General features: G+C 70.0%; 13 protein-coding genes. All 13 read right to left on the bottom strand.

Annotated elements, in window-relative coordinates; translation table 11 throughout:
• Window positions 1-52: 52 nt before the first annotated feature.
• Window positions 53-3,142: an efflux RND transporter permease subunit gene (locus tag Q0176_RS00455; protein ID WP_299297936.1), complete on the bottom strand. Its 3,090-nt coding sequence runs from the start codon at window positions 3,140-3,142 to the stop codon at window positions 53-55.
• Window positions 3,143-3,171: 29 nt separating this feature from the next.
• Window positions 3,172-4,275 carry an efflux RND transporter periplasmic adaptor subunit gene (locus Q0176_RS00450; RefSeq protein ID WP_299297934.1) on the bottom strand — a complete coding sequence of 368 codons (1,104 nt, stop codon included), beginning with the start codon at window positions 4,273-4,275 and terminating at the stop codon, window positions 3,172-3,174.
• A 34-nt stretch (window positions 4,276-4,309) separates the two neighbouring features.
• On the bottom strand, window positions 4,310-4,945 hold the full coding sequence (locus tag Q0176_RS00445; RefSeq protein WP_299297932.1) for a TetR/AcrR family transcriptional regulator: 636 nt from the start codon (window positions 4,943-4,945) through the stop codon (window positions 4,310-4,312).
• Between the two features lie 218 nt (window positions 4,946-5,163).
• A complete protein-coding gene (gene hemB, locus Q0176_RS00440; RefSeq protein ID WP_299297938.1) occupies window positions 5,164-6,138 on the bottom strand; it encodes a porphobilinogen synthase in 975 nt (324 codons plus the stop codon).
• A gap of 70 nt (window positions 6,139-6,208) precedes the next feature.
• Window positions 6,209-7,702 (bottom strand): uroporphyrinogen-III C-methyltransferase, encoded by a 1,494-nt coding sequence (cobA, locus tag Q0176_RS00435; protein ID WP_299297930.1) that lies wholly within the window; start codon window positions 7,700-7,702, stop codon window positions 6,209-6,211.
• The gene (gene hemC, locus Q0176_RS00430; RefSeq protein ID WP_299297928.1) at window positions 7,699-8,643 is read right to left on the bottom strand and encodes a hydroxymethylbilane synthase; all 945 of its coding nucleotides are present in this window, start codon (window positions 8,641-8,643) and stop codon (window positions 7,699-7,701) included. Before hemC ends, cobA begins: the two co-directional genes overlap by 4 nt.
• Complete coding sequence (cobK, locus tag Q0176_RS00425) at window positions 8,640-9,920, bottom strand: precorrin-6A reductase (RefSeq protein WP_299297926.1); 1,281 nt, start codon at window positions 9,918-9,920, stop codon at window positions 8,640-8,642. Before cobK ends, hemC begins: the two co-directional genes overlap by 4 nt.
• Complete coding sequence (cobJ, locus tag Q0176_RS00420) at window positions 9,917-10,648, bottom strand: precorrin-3B C(17)-methyltransferase (RefSeq protein ID WP_299297924.1); 732 nt, start codon at window positions 10,646-10,648, stop codon at window positions 9,917-9,919. Before cobJ ends, cobK begins: the two co-directional genes overlap by 4 nt.
• Window positions 10,645-11,655, bottom strand: coding sequence for a cobalamin biosynthesis protein (locus Q0176_RS00415; RefSeq protein WP_299297922.1), 1,011 nt, complete (start codon window positions 11,653-11,655; stop codon window positions 10,645-10,647). The genes cobJ and Q0176_RS00415 overlap by 4 nt, the downstream gene beginning before the upstream one ends.
• Complete coding sequence (cobM, locus tag Q0176_RS00410) at window positions 11,652-12,413, bottom strand: precorrin-4 C(11)-methyltransferase (RefSeq protein ID WP_299297920.1); 762 nt, start codon at window positions 12,411-12,413, stop codon at window positions 11,652-11,654. Before cobM ends, Q0176_RS00415 begins: the two co-directional genes overlap by 4 nt.
• A gap of 80 nt (window positions 12,414-12,493) precedes the next feature.
• On the bottom strand, window positions 12,494-13,720 hold the full coding sequence (gene cbiE / locus Q0176_RS00405) for a precorrin-6y C5,15-methyltransferase (decarboxylating) subunit CbiE (RefSeq protein ID WP_299297918.1): 1,227 nt from the start codon (window positions 13,718-13,720) through the stop codon (window positions 12,494-12,496).
• Complete coding sequence (gene cbiD, locus Q0176_RS00400) at window positions 13,717-14,832, bottom strand: cobalt-precorrin-5B (C(1))-methyltransferase CbiD (protein ID WP_299297916.1); 1,116 nt, start codon at window positions 14,830-14,832, stop codon at window positions 13,717-13,719. Before cbiD ends, cbiE begins: the two co-directional genes overlap by 4 nt.
• A 7-nt stretch (window positions 14,833-14,839) precedes the next feature.
• Window positions 14,840-15,126 (bottom strand): precorrin-8X methylmutase (locus Q0176_RS00395; protein WP_299297914.1); only part of this gene is annotated, 287 nt, incomplete at its 5' end.

The raw sequence follows: 15,126 nt of genomic DNA, 5'->3' as shown, positions 1-15,126 counted from the left end.
ATGAAAAGGCCCCTCGGAATATTCCGAGGGGCCTCGCCGGACGATACGGACTTCACGCCTCCGCCGGCGCGCCGCCGGGCGACGGTTTCCCCCGCCGCCGGCCCCACCACAGGCGGACCGCCCAGCAGACGCGATAGGCCGCGGGCACGGAGAGGAGCGCCAGCAGTCCGCCGGCGACCAGCCCCCCGACGGCAACGACCGCGATGGGCGCGCGCATCTCCGAGCCGCGGCCCGACGAGAGCATCAGCGGCAGCAGGGAGACGACGGAGGTGACGACGGCCATGACCAGGGACTTGAAGCGCACCCGGCAGGCGGTCTCGACGGCCTCGTAGGGGTGCTTCCCCCCGAGCCTCAGGACCTCGGCGTAGTCCACGACGACGATGGCGTTGTTGACCACCATCCCCACAAGCATGATCATGCCGATCAGGGAGAAGATCGAGATGTTGACCCCCGCCATCAGCATGGCGGGCACGACCCCGATCATCGCCATGGGCACCGTGAACAGGATGACCGCGGCGTAGAGCCAGGACTCCAGGATCGCCGCCACCACGATGTAGGTCACGACGATGGCGATGATCATCGTCCGGATCAGCTCGGCGAAGTTCTCCGCCATGTCCTCGCTCTCGCCGCCGAAGGTGACCTCGACCCCATCGGGCAGCTTCATCCCGGAGACGAGCTCCCGCATCCTGGCGTTGCCCTCGCCCGACGTGATGAACCGTACGTTGCCCGTCACCACGACGGTGCGCCGGCGTTCGATGCGGCGGATCTCCGTCGGCGCGTCGCTCCAGACCACGTCGGCCATCTCGTCCAGGGGGACCAGCCCGTAGCCCGTCATGATCGGCAGCGCCGACACCGTGTAGATGTCCCCCGCCTTCTCGCGGTCCAGGCGCGCCTTGATGTCGTACTCGAAGCCGCCCTGGCGGAACTTGCCCGCGTCGGCCCCGATCAGGTAGCCCCTGACGATGCCCGACAGGTCCGAGATGTTGAGCCCCAGCGGGGTCAGCCTCCAGCGGATGGGGAGCACCCGGAGCTCCGGCTTGCCCATCTCCATCGAGAGGCTCAGGTCGCGCACGCCGGGGACGCTGCGCCCGCGGCTGCGGATCTCCTCCGCAACGGCGTAAAGGGTCAGGAGATCGTCCCCATTGACGCGGATCTCAATCGGGTTGCCGAAGCCGACACGGGTCGCCGTGGTCGTCGTCTCCACGCCCTCCAGCGTCGCCAGAAAGGGACGAATTTTGTCCGCGACGGACTGGGTCGAGGGACGCTCGGGGTCCTCCTTCAGGTAGACGGCGACCGAAGCCTTGAAAATAGCCGTCTCGCGCTTGGAGGCGCCCACCGTGGAGACCACGTCGCGGATCCAGCGTTTTTCCTCCATCGTGGAGATGAACGCCTCCACCCGCCGCACCATCTCCTCCGTCCGCCCCAGGGAGGCGCTGTTGTCCAGCGTCAGGCTGATGGTGATCGTCCCGTCGTCCGTTGTGGGAAGGAACTCCGAGCCGATGAACCCGCCGAGCCGAAGCGAGCCCCAGGTCAGCAGGAGCGTCAGGATCACGGCGATCAGCGGAAACCGCATCGCCCCGCGCAGCAGAAGGAGAAAGAGGTCCTGGAACCCCTCGAAGAGCCAATTCCACCAGCCCGTGAGGATGCGGCCCAAAAGAGGCGTCTCCGCGCTTCCCGGGCGGATGCGCGCCGCCAGGCAGGGCGTCACGGTCATGGTGACCCACAGGGAGAAGAGCGTGGCGTACACGATCGTCACCGCGTAGGGCTTCAGGAACTGCCCGGCGATGCTGGACATCAGGGCGACGGGCATGAACACGCCCAGGTTCGTCAGCACGCCCGCCAGAACGGAGACGGAGATCTCCACGGTCCCCTCCTCCGCGGCCTCGAAGGGCGCGTACCCCATGTCCCGGTAGCGGTAGATGTTCTGGATGATCAGGATGGAGTTCATGACGAGGGTTCCCATGGAAAGGGCCAGGCCCAGGGAGCTCATGAGGTTTAGGGTGTAGCCGTGCATCTGCATGGGGACGAAGGTCGCCATGAAGGCGACGGGCATGGAGACGGCCACGATGAAGGTGGCCGACAGGCGCCCCAAGAACAGGTAGATGACCAGCGCCGTCAGCAGGATGCCCACGCCGGTGTCGCGGATGACGTTCTTGACCGAGGTCTCGATGTAGCCGGTGTCGTCGTAGGTGTAGTTCATCCTGAAGTCGGGAAGTGATTTCATCGCATCGTCCAGAATGCGCTTGATCGCCTTTCCCGCCTCCACGACGTCGGCGTTGGCGCGCGGACTGACCCGCATCTGAACGACCTCGTGCCCGTTGGCCCGGGCCAGGGACCGGACGTCCTCCTCGCCGTCCACCACCTTGCCCAGGAGGGACAGCGGAACGGGCTGACCGTTCGCGGTGGGAATCAGGATGTCCTCCAGCTGCTCCACCTCGTTGAACTCGCCCATCAGGCGCAGGGAGACCTCGTCCTTCTCCTGCGTGACGTATCCCGACGGGTTGGTCTGGTTGTTGGCCGCCACGACCGAGCAGATCCTCTGGTAGGAGACGCCGTAATCGCTCAGCGCAGCGGGGTCCAGGACGATCTGGATCTCACGGTCCCGCCCTCCCACGACGTCCACCTGCCCCACGCCCTCGACGCGCGCGACGAGGGGCTTGATCCGGTCGTCGATGAACTTCTTGGCCTCCTTCTCGGGGAGCTCGGAGGTGAAGGAGGCGATCAGGAAGGGCTGGGCGTTGATGTCGAACTTCATGGAGACCGGCTCGTTCGCGTCCTTGGGGAGGTCCGACACCTTGGCCCTGACCTTGTTGTTGACGTCCACCAGCGCCAGGTCGGGGTTCGTCCCCGCTTCCATCTCGACGGCAAGCATCGACACTCCGTCGTGGGAGTAGCTCGTGATCGTCTTGAGCCCCTCCAAGTCGGAGAGGGCGTCCTCCAGAGGCTTGGACACCAGCTGCTCGATCTCGTTGGGGCCGGCCCCCGTGTAGATCGTCTGGACCAGGATGAACGGCAGCTCGACGCTGGGATAGAGCGTCACCCCCAGGCTCAGGTAGCTGCTGATGCCCAGCAGGACCCAGATGACGACAGAACAGCCCGTGAAGACCGGACGCTGGATGCAGAACCGTATGAAACCTCTCATGAAGGTCCTCGATCCTGAAAAGACAGCCCCTAAAGGGGCCGATCCTCGCCGAAGTCCAGGTTTTTGGAGACCGGGACGCCGTCGTAGAGACTGCGGTTCCCGCTCACGATCAGCTCGTCCCCGACGCTGAGCCCCGAGGTCACGACGACCCTGCCGCCGCGCCCCGAGCCCGTCGTGATCGTCACGCTCCGCGCCACGTCGCCGGAGGCGATGTAGACCGACTGCGCGTTGCCCCTGTAGATCACGACGTCGGACGGGATGACGATGACGTTGTCCTTCTTCTCCACCAGGAAGCGCCCCTCGACGTAGGTCCCGGGCAGCACGCCGGCGTCCTGCTTCAGCCCCACGACCACGGGATACAGCCCCGAACCGCTCTGCGCCTCAGGGCTGACGCGCTTGACCCAGCCGACGCTCCGCGTCCCGTCGACGTAGATATCCACGGAGGTCTGCTTGTTGATGTTGAAGATGTCCTTCTTGGAGACCATCAGCTGCGCCTCCATCTCCGAGGGGTCGACGATGGAGACGAGCGGCTTGCCCATCTCCGCCACCTCGCCCGGCTCCACGTTGCGGGCCGAGACGATCCCGTCGATGCTGGCCTTGAGCTCCGTCCTCAAAAGGGTGGACTGCGAGCTCCTCAGCCCCGCCTCCTCCGACTTCAGGGCCGCATAGGCCTTGTCCACCTCGGCCTGCGAGACGCCGCCCTTCTTCCTCAGCTCGTTCAGGCGCTTGTAGTTCAGCTGGGCCTCGTCGTACCCCGTCCGGCTGGCCTGCGCCTTGGCCGTTCGGTCGGCGGCCAGGAGCGAGACCACGGTCTGCCCCTTCTTCACGTGGTCCCCGACCTGGACGTGGACGGCCTTCACGATCTCCCGCTCGAAGGTCGTGACGTCCTGGGTGCGCACGGCCTTGGCCTGACCGTAATAGCTGCGCCAGCTCTCCCACGAGCCGGGCTTCAGGACCGTCGTGGTGACCGGAAAGCTGATCTTCTCCGCCGCCTCCAGGGACTTCAGGTTGGCCTCATCCTGCGAGAGCCTGGCGTTCACGGCAAGCCACACCGCCCCCCCCGCAAGCGCCAGCAGGAACACCCACAGCACGAACCTCAGCCTGTTCAAATACGACACCAAACGTCTCCACATGCTCCATTCCTCCCCATAAGCGGACGGCGGCCCCTCACGGGGCCAGCATCCTCCGGCTCAGATCGTTCATGGCCTCCAGATACCGGTGGGATATCCGCTCCGCCTCGCCGTCCGCACACGTTCCGCCGCGGCACATCACGCCGAACAGTTCGAGGTTCATCACCTTTCCGACGGCCCATATCAAGCGCTGGATCGTCACGGCCCCCAGATCGTCCCGAACGGCCCCAAGCCTCTGTCCGTTCTCTATGAATCGGGACATAAAACGGATGGGGCGCTCGAACGCCCTCCAGAAGGGATCGTCGAACGACAGGTCGCGCTCGCTCAGAATCATCAGGATGCGCCCGAAGGAGGGGTTCGCCACGAAGAAGGCGACCTCCCTCCGCCGATACGCCCGAACGGCGTCCCAGTACCCCTCCTTCGTCTCGGGGAACTCCAGGTCCTTTATCGCATCCAGGAAGCGCTCTCCGATGTCCTCGATGACCGTACAGAACAGGGCGTCCTTGTTCTCGAAATAGTAATAGACCGCTCCCTTGCTGAGGCCGGAACGCTCTATGATCCTGTTGTAGGAGGCGTTCTGCAGGCCATGCTCGTTGAACTCCTCGATGGCCGCCTCGATCAGCCGCGCCTTTTTGTCGTCCTTCAGCCGTTCCTGCCTGACGATCTTTCTCATCTCCCTCCCGTCCCGACAAATCCAACCGATCCTGAATCCCTCGGCAAACCCTCCGGTTCGACCGACCGGTCTAATTCGCGATGAAGGGATTATACTCCCTTCGTCACAAAAGGCAAGAGGGCGGACACGCCCGAAAAAAAACCTCCCATCCGCACGCGGAATGGGAGGTCGCGAAAGGGACGCCGGCGTTCCCCGCATTCGGATCGGGGCCCTTGCGGCTACAGCTTTCCCTCGCGGATCCACTGGGCCAGGGGGAGCGCGAAATACGTCAGCAGGATGTCCGCTCCCGCCCGGACGAGGCAGACCGCCGCCTCGGAGACGGCGCGCTCCTCGTCCACCCAGCCCCGCTCGGCCGCCGCCTTGATCATGGAGTACTCCCCGCTGACGGAGTACGCGCCCACCGGAACGCAGCTCCGCTCCTTGACCGCGCGGAGCACGTCCAGGTACGGCAGCCCCGGCTTGACCATGATCATGTCCGCGCCCTCGTCCACGTCCAGCTGCACCTCCCTCAGGGCCTCGCGGACGTTGCGGGGATCCATCTGGTAGCCACGCCGGTCCCCGAACGCGGGGGCCGACCCCGCCGCCTCGCGGAAGGGGCCGTAGAACGCCGAGGCGTATTTCACCGCGTAGGACAGGATCAGGGTCTCCTGCAGGCCGGCGGCGTCCAGCGCCGACCGCAGGGCCCCCACCCGGCCGTCCATCATGTCGGACGGCGCCACCACGTCCGCCCCGGCACGGGCCTGCGAGACGGCCGTCCGCGCCAGGAGCTCGAGCGTCGGATCGTTGTCCACGGTCTGGCCCTTCAGCACCCCGCAGTGGCCGTGCGACGTGTACTCACAGAGGCAGACGTCCGCAATCAGCGTCAGGTCGGGAAAGCGCCGCTTCCCCTCGGCCAGCGAGCGCTGGATCACCCCGTTCTCCGCCCACGCCTGACTGCCGGTCTCATCCTTGTGGTCCGGTATGCCGAAGAGCAGCACGCCCCCCAGCCCGGCCTCGGCCGCACGCTCCAGCACGCGCGGCAGCGTGTCCGGGCTGTAGCGCTTCTGCCCCGGCATGGCCGGGATGTCCTCCTCGACGTTCGTCCCCTCGCGGACGAACACGGGATACACAAGCATGGACGGCGAAAGGCGCGTCTCCTTCACCATATCGCGGATGGCGGCCGTGCGCCGCAGCCTTCTGGGCCTTACGATCATCATAACGATCTCCCCTCAAAATAAAAGATAACAGGCGAAGGACATCTCCCCTCGCCACTGTCCGATCCCGTCAGGACACCGCGACCGCCGCCCGGACCGCCGCCTCGACCAGCGCCTCGAGCGTGGCGGACGACGCCGTGGTCACGTTCGCAAACCCCGCCCCGGCGGCGGCACGCGCCGTCTGCTCCCCGATGCAGACGGCCTGGACCCGGGAGCGGTCCCAACCGTCCGGGGCGCACGCAACAAGCCCCCGAACCGTCGAGGCGCTGGTGAAGAGGGCCATATCGAAGTCGGGGGGCGGGGCGCTCCTCGCGTACCGCGTGCGGTAGAGCGCCGCCTCGCGGAAGGGAACGCCCCGGGCCCTCAGGACCTCCGTCAGCTCCGGCGAGCCCGACTCCGCCCGAAAGAGCAGGATGTCCCCCGTTCCCATGCGGTCGGCCAGCCCCTCGGCGAGATGCGCGCCGTCGTATACGTCCGGCATGTAGTCGACGCGAAGCCCGCGCCTGCGCAGCGCGTCCCGCGTCGCGGGGCCGATGGCGGCGACGCGCGCGGCCCCGAGCTCTCGGACGTCGCCGCCGGCGGACGCCAACAGCCCAAAGAACGCCTCGACCCCCGTAACGCTGGTGAACCCCACCCAGCCCGCACCCTCCAGCGGGGGCAGCGGGCCCTTCAGGGGCTCCGTCGCGATGCAGGGGAACTCTATCACCTCGGCCCCCGCATCCCGCAGCATCCGGGAAAGACGCCCCGCACGGCCCCTCGGACGGGTCACGAGCACCCTCACGCCGAAAAGGGGCAGGGCTCCCCGCCAACCGAAGCGTTCGGCGAGCCCCACGACCTCCCCTACGACGAGGACGGCGGGCGGGCGGACGCCCGCGGAACGGGCGAGCTCGGGCAGGGAGGCCAAAGTCCCGGCGACGAGGCGCTGGTGTGCCGTCGTCCCCCGCTCGACCGCCGCTGCGGGTGTGGAGGCGTCCCTGCCGGCCTCCACGAGACGGGAGCAGAGCTCCTCCATCGACCCGACGCCCATGAGGAAGACCAGAGTCCCATCCAGACGGGCCAGAGCCTCGAAGTCCCGGTCCGGCAGGTCCCCGTCCCTCGTATGGGCGGTGACGACGTGCACCGACGACGCGGCGCCCCGATGCGTCACCGGTATCCCGGCGCAGGCCAGGGCGGCGAAAGCCGAGGTCACGCCGGGCACCACCTCGAACGGGATACCGTGGGCCAGAAGCGCCTCGATCTCCTCGCCGCCGCGCCCGAACAGGAACGGGTCCCCGCCCTTGAGGCGGACGACCCTCCTGCCCGCAAGCGCGCGGTCCACCAGGAGCGCCTCGATCTCCCGCTGGGGCACCGGATGGCGTCCCCCCTCCTTGCCGACATCCAACCGCTCGGCCCCCTCGGGAAAGAAGGCGAAGAGCCCGGCGCCCACCAGCCGGTCGAACACCACCACCTCCGCCCGCTCCAGGACCTCCCGGCCCCTCAGCGTCAGCAGCCCCGGATCGCCCGGCCCGGCCCCGACGAGCCAGACCTTTCCCACGGGCTCGTCCTTCCTCCGTTCGCTCCTCATCGTTCCTCCGTCCCCCCATCGTCCCACCGTGTCGCCCTCAGGCGCTCCGCCAGCTCACGGCCCAGGCTCCCCGCCTCCGTCCTGGGACCCGACAGTTTCCCGGTCCGGCGGATCCCCCGCACCTCGTCCGCGTAGAAGCCGGACAGATTCAGGACGTCCCCCTCCACGACGGCATAGGCCGCCACGGGCAGGGCGCACCCGCCGCCCAGCGCCGCGACGAAACTCCGCTCGGCCGCGGCGCAGTCCTCCGCGTCCCGGTCTCGAACGACATCCAGGTACGCGTAGTCCTCCCCCGCCCGCCCCTGACAGGCCAGGATCCCCTGGCCCGCGGCCGGGACCATCTCGTCGGGGGACAGGAGGCGGTCGATCCGCCCCTCCAGCCCCAGACGGCGCAGGCCGACGGCGGCCAGCACCAGCATCGAGAACGGCCTGTTGCCCGACGCATCCGGCTCGTCCAGCTTGCGCAGTCGGGTCTGGATGTTGCCCCGAACGGGCTCGACGGTCCGCCCCGGGAAGAGCGTTGCCAGTTGAAGACGCCGTCGCGCCGAGGAGCATCCGATCGGCCCCGAGCCGTCGTCGGGCACCGTGCTGCCGTCCGCGCCGCGCGGCAGCAGAAGCGCGTCGCGGGGGTCGCCCCGCCGCGAGAGCGCCACCAGCGGCAGGCGCTCGTCCTGCTTCATGGGCAGGTCCTTCAGGCTGTGCACCGCAAGGTCGAGCTCCCCCCGAAGCAGCGCGTCCTCCAGCTCTTGGGTGAACAGTCCCTTGATTCCGAAGGGGTCCGAGGCCTCGGAAAAGGGCTTCATGTTGACGTCCCCCGTGGTCTGCACGGTCACGAGCTCGAACTCCACGTCGGGGTGCCCCGCGCGGACGGCGTCCATGACCAGCCGGGCCTGGGCCTTGGCCAAAGCGCTCCTGCGGCTCCCGACACGAACCCGCCTCAACGCCCTTCCTCCCGGGGCTCCCTCGAATCACGCGCCCGCTCCAGAACGGCCCTCTCCTCCGCAACCCACGATCCCCAGACCGACCGCAGCCGGTCCGAGAGCCGCCGCGTCAGCGCGCACGACAGCCCCGCGCTGGAGACCGACGCCGCCGTCGGCCCCTCGGAGATGAGAGACGGAAAGAAAAAGGTGCTCTCCCCCGCGGCGTCGGCGACGGAGACGGGAATGCCGCGGGCCTGCGCCTCGCGCCCCACCCGTCGGTTGACCTCGCGGTCGTCCGACGCGGCGACGGCAAGCGCGGCCCCGTCCAGGTCCTCCGCCGCAAAGGGACGCCGCAGAAGCTCCGAGTCCGGCGGGAACCCCTCGCGAAAGACGGGGCTCACGGCGCGAATCCTCGCCCCGCACCGCGCGAGGGTCTCCGCCCGGCGGAGCGCCACGGCGCCCCCTCCGACGACGAGCGCGGTCAGCCCCTCGACGTCCCGCATCAGGGGAAAGAACGGCGGGCGCCCCAGGCCCAGCATCCGCCGCGCCCAGAGGACGGCCTCTCCGACCGAGCAGCCCGCATCGTCCGGGCGCGTGATCAGGACCACCCCGGCGCCCGCGGCGCGCGCGCCGGCCAGCTTGGCCTCCATGCCGCCGGGTCCGCCCCCGTCCTTGGTGACCAGGAGCGACGCGCCGGTCATCTCCAACATGGCGCGGTTCAGCTCGGCGGAGAAGGGTCCCTGCATCGCGATGAGGTGCGCGGGGCCGAACCCCAACGCCTCGCAGGCGCGAAGCACCTCCGACGTGGGGAGCACCCGGGCGAAGAGCCGACTGCCGTAGTCCCGCACCGCGGTGAACTCCCGCAGCTCCTTGCTGCCCACCGTCAGCAGGGCCCGCTCCTCCCGCCCATTCAGGAACTCCGCCGCCTCCCGGCAGGAGGCCACGCGGGCCACGACGCCCTCCTCCACGGCGGTGGCGCTACGCAGCACGCGGATCAGGGGCGTTCCCGTGCGCTCGCAGGCCTCCCGGACGTTCCTCGTGACCTCCGCCGCGTAGGGGTGCGTGGCGTCGATCACGCCGACGATGCCCTCCGCGGCGATAAGGTCCGCCATCCCCCCCGCGTCGAGGCGGCCGGCACGCACCGTATCGGCGGATGCGAGGCCCTCCGTCGATTCCCGGGCCAGCTCGGCGCCGTACTCCGTCGCGGTGCAGCAGAGCGCCGGGATCCCGCGCGCCAGGATCTCCCGCGCCTCCGACGTGCCGCCGAACAGCAGGAGCCGCCCGCCGCCTACTCTCATTCCTCCCTCACCCCGAACCGGTATCCCCTGGGCGTCACCATGCGGCCCTCCAGGACGGTGGTGCCGATGTTGCCGACGACGGCCGTGCAGAACATGTCCAGCTCCGCGTCCCGGAGCTGGCCGAGGGTCGTCACGCAGTACCTCTCCTCCTCGCGCCCCACGCTGCGGGCCCAGCCGGCCACGGTCTCCGGCGCCTTGTACCTCAGCAGGATGTCGCAGGCCCACTGGAGGTGCGTCGGCCGTCCGCGGCTCGCGGGATTGTAGAGGCAGACGACGAAGTCCGCCGCGGCAACGGCATCGAGGCGACGTTCGATGAGGTTCCAGGGCGTCAGCAGGTCGCTGAGGCTGATCACGGCAAAGTCGTGCATCAGCGGCGCGCCCAGCAGGGCTGCGGCGCTGTTGGCCGCCGTGACCCCCGGGACGACCTCCACGTCGACCCGGCCCGCCGCGACCTCCAGCATCAGGCCCGCCATCCCGTAGACCCCCGGATCGCCGCTGGAGACCAGCCCCACGGTCCGGCCGGAGAGCGCGAGCTCCAGCGCCTCCCGACACCGTTCGACCTCGGCCTTCATGGGGGAGGCGCGCAGGTCCTTCCCCGGGAAAATCCGGCGGACGAGATCGATGTACGCCCTGTAGCCCAGGATCGTGTCGCAGCGCTCGAGGGCCGCCAGGGCATGGCCCGTCATCTCCTCTTTCCGGCCGGGCCCCAGCCCCACCACATAGATCATCGACGTACCTCCTCAAATTGTGGCCCCGGAGCCCCGGGGCCGCCAAGACCGTCTTCGTGCGCCGGTCTCCTGCGCGCCAGCGCGAAGGTCGTGCCGGGATAGAGGGTCTTGCTCCTCAGCAGGACGCCGTTCCCGGCGGCCAGCACCGCCGCGCGCTCGCAGACGTTGTCCACGCCCGTCGCCAACCGCACCCGCTCCGAGGCGGAGAACCGTCCTGGGACCGCCCTCAGCGCGTCCGCGGGAAACGTCAGGAACGGGACGCTGTAGCGTTCCGCAAGCGCGATCAGGGCCTGCTCGTCCCTCTTGAGGTCTATCGAGGCCACGGCGCAGAGCGACAGGGGCGAGACCCCCGCGCCCTCCAGGAAATCCGCCGCCGCCTTCGCAGCGGCCTCCGGGTCCGAGCCCCTCCGGCACCCCGCCCCGAGCACCAGGCGCCGAGGCCGAAGCCACAGCGTCACGGGCCACGGCGCGGGCTGCTCCTGCTCCGTCACCGCCACCCCGACGGGCCGGCCCTCCAGAATCGCGGACGAGACCTGTTTGACGGCTCCCAGGTTCTCGATGGCGCAGTCATTCTCCACCGCCCACTCGTCCGCCGCAACGAGGCCGTTGACGTCCGTGGCCGTCGTGAGCACCGCAGCTCCGCCCGTCAGGGCCGCGATGCGGCGGGCCAGCGCGTTGGCCCCGCCGATGTGTCCCGACAGGATCGGAACGACGTGCCGGCCTCGCTCGTCCAGCACGAGCACCGCCGGATCCTCCGCCTTGCTCCGCACATGGGGCGCGACGGCCCGCACCGCGATGCCGCAGGCACAGACGAACACCAGGGCCTCCGCATGGGGAAACCAGAGCTCCGCCCAATCGCCCACCGTCCCCTCCAGGGGCTCCGTACCCGGGACGAGGCAGCGGCCGGGCACGAAGGCACGCCCGCCGAGCGCCCCCGCCAGCCGGGCGGCCAGCAGCGCACCCACGCGGGTGAACGCGGCCAGGACGATGCCGCCGGGCTCGCTCAAGGCTCCGCCTTCCCGTGCCGGTACCCGTGCTCGAACGCCGGGTCGTAGAGCTTCGAGAGCTCGTAGGTATCGCCAAGAAACCTGCCCACCAGTACCAGGGCCGTCCGGGTGATCACCTCGGCCTCCGCCGCGTCCGGCAGCGCCGCCAGCGTTCCGCGCAGCACCCGCTCGTCCGGCCAGGACGCCCTGTACACCAGAGCGGCGGGCGTGTCCTCGGGGTATCCGCCCGCGACGAGCTCGGAACAGAGCTTCCTCAGCATCCCCGTGGAGAGGAAGAGGACCATCGACGCGCGGTGGGCCGCCAGCGAACGGATGCCCTCGCGCTCCGGTACGGGCGTGCGGCCCTCCATGCGGCTGATGACGAGCGTCTGGCTCACCCCCGGCAGGGTGTACTCCGCCCCGACCGCGGCGGCGGCGGCGCAGAAGGAGCTGACCCCCGGCACGACCTCGAAGGGGATGCCGCGGACACGAAGGGCGTCCATCTGCTCCCGGATCGCCCCGTAGAGCGAGGGGTCGCCCGTGTGGAGCCGGACGGTCGTCACGCCGCGCCCGTGCCCCTGAACGAGCTTCTCCAGCACCTCGTCCAGCGTCATGGACGCGCTGTCGAAGACCTCGCAACCCTCCGGGACGTAATCCAGAAGCGCGGGGTTCACGAGCGACCCCGCATAGACGACCATCCCCGCCCGGCGCAGGAGCTCCGCGCCCCGCAGGGTGATCAGGTCCGGGGCCCCGGGCCCCGCGCCGACGAAATGAATCATATCGAAATCTCCTTAAACGCCAGAAAAGATAAAAAACGGGGTGCCGGGGAGCTCGCTCCCTGGCTGGGGGCGTACGGAGGTCAGCACCTCGCACAGAGGAGCGTCACCGGGTTCCTGGCCTCCATCAACAATAAACTTCCGCCCAGCGGCCTGGAGGCGCTCACGGCGACCTGGACCGCCTCCAGGTCCCGATACCCCGGCCCGCTCAGGGCCGTCACGGCCTCGCTCAGGGTCCGCAGCGTCACAGCCGAGACGACCACCCGCACCTCCCCCCGGCACGGCAGAAGGGGCAGACGGGCCAGAAGAACGGACAGCTCGCCGCCGCTCCCACCCACGAAGACGTGGGTCGGCCCGGGAAGGGACTCCAGGACGGCCAGGGCATGGCCGGGCCGGATCGTCATGTTGTGGAGCCGGAACTTCTCCCGGTTGCGCTCGAGCAGGGCCACGGCCGCGGAGTCGCACTCCACGGAGCAGACCTCCCCATCGGGACAGGCCAGGGCCGCCGCGACGGAGACGGACCCCGTCCCCGCGCCGATGTCCCAGAGCACGGACTCGGGACCGAGCTCCAGCCGGTCCAGCACGACCGACCGCACCTCCTCCCGCGTCATGGGGACCCCGCCGCGCTCGAAATCCGCATCGCGCGGCCGTCCGAAGGGCGGCGTCCAGGGCGCGGCGTTCCGCACCAGCATCAGGGAGAGCGGGTCGAAGTCCCGGCCGGCCAGGTCGGCGGGCGCCCCGCGCGTCACGCGCTCGTCCGGGTAACTCAAGCGCTCCCCCACCACCGCCTCGACGCGGGTCCCCAGCCCCCCGACGGCCCCGGCCAGGGCCTCGCAGGCCCAGCGAGGCGTCCGGTCCCCCCCGCAGAAGAGCACGGTCAGCCTTCGGCGCTCGACGACGGTCAGGAAACGGGCGGCGGTCAGGGGCCTGCCGTGCCCCGAGAGGATGGCCGCGTCGTCCCACGCCTCGCCAGCGGCGGCACAGAGGCTCTGGAGCGCCCCGATCCCGGGCACGACGCGCACGTTCCGCCCGGGCCAGCGCCTCTTGAGGACCGGGAGCAGGCTGTAGATCCCCGGGTCGCCCGAGACCAACACCGCCACGCTCCCCCGCTCCAGCTCGCGCTCCACCCGGTCGAGCGTCTCGGGGATGCCCTTCAGCAGGACGATGTTGGGGTGTGCGCCCGCGAGGCCCGCGTGGCGGGCCGCGGCCACGACGCAGTCCGCCCGCGCCAGGACGGCCGACGCCGCGGGGGTGAGCTGGTCCGCCGCGCCCGGCCCCACCCCGACCACCCAGAGCTCGCGTTCCGTCATTCGTTCTCCCCCCGTCCTCCGTCTCCGGCCGCGCTGCGGGCCACGTCCGCGGCGTCCGGAGTGCGGCCCAGGATCGCCCCCCCGTTGTCGATGAACGCCGCGGCGATCGGCAAAACGCCGAAGGAGCGGTCGGTACACCGCCTGGCCACGACCGCCGCCAGGGGGTTCCACAGGAACTCCAGCCGTTCCTCCCTCAGAAGCTCCATCGCGTTCTCGGTCGTGCGGCACTCGTAGAGCCTCCGCACGACGGCCCGGTCCGCTCCCGCCAGTGCAGCCTGGGTGCAGAGCGCCTCCAGCCGCCCGTCGGCGACGCGGTTGTGCGTGTTGAACGACCCCGCCGCCACCTTCAGCAGCTTGCCCGGATGCGCGCAGAACAGCCCGCGCCGAAACCCCATCCGCGCCGCCTCGTCCAAAACGTGGCCGGGGTAGTTCCCCGTCTGGATCACGCAGCGGCCCTCGATGCCCCACGCCTTGCGGAGCGCGAGCTCGCCCGTGTTTCCGAAGGTCAGCACCAGGTCCCGGACCCCCAGCGAACGCAGGATGCCGAGCTCGAGGGTCAGCGACTCCAGGATGGACGACTCGTCCATGGGCCGCACGACCCCGGTCGTCCCCAGGATCGATATCCCGCCCTCGATGCCCAGGCGCGGGTTGAAGGTGCGCCTCGCCACCGCCTCCCCCCCGGGCACGGACACCGTGACCCGGACGGCCCGCGCTCCCACGGCGTCCCGGACGGCCCGCTCGATCATCGCGCGCGGCGCCGGGTTGATGGCCGGTTCGCCCGGCGGGACCTTCAGGCCCGGCAGGGTGACCGTCCCCACCCCCGGCCCCGCGGCAAAGGCGATGGGCCCATCCCCATCCTCCAACGCGACCGCCGCGCAGACGGTCATCCCATCCGTGGCGTCGATATCGTCCCCGGCGTCCTTGACCACGCCGCAGCCCCCGTCGGGCAGGGGCAGCACCTTCAGGGAGAACCGCCGGCCCGTCGGCCCCTCCACCTCCACCCGGGGAGGACACGTCCCGGTGAGGGCGCGCATCGCCGCCGCCTTGGCCGCCGCGGCCGCACAGGCGCCCGTCGTCACGCCCTCCCGAAGCTTCCTCCCCCCGGCGTACATCGCCGCACTACGGCTCCATGCCGTAGAGGAGCGCGTTGACCACGGCCGAGGCCACGGGAGACCCGCCCTTGCGCCCCATCGCGGCGATGTACGGAACGTCCGTGGCCACCAGCATCTCCTTGGACTCCACGACGTTGACGAACCCCACGGGGACGCCGACCACCAGCGAGGGGCGGGCCGCCCCCTCGCGGACCAGCTCGCAGAGGCGGATCAGCGCCGTCGGCGCGTTGCCGATGGCGAAGATCGCGTCCGGCGTCTCCGCCACGGCCCTTTCCATGCTCACCACGGCCCGCG

The organism is uncultured Fretibacterium sp., from assembly GCF_938040765.1.
Taxonomy (GTDB): Bacteria; Synergistota; Synergistia; order Synergistales; family Aminobacteriaceae; genus CAJPSE01.
The sequence above is the reverse complement of the archived record's forward strand: the minus strand, read 5'-3'. Positions and strand labels throughout refer to the sequence as shown.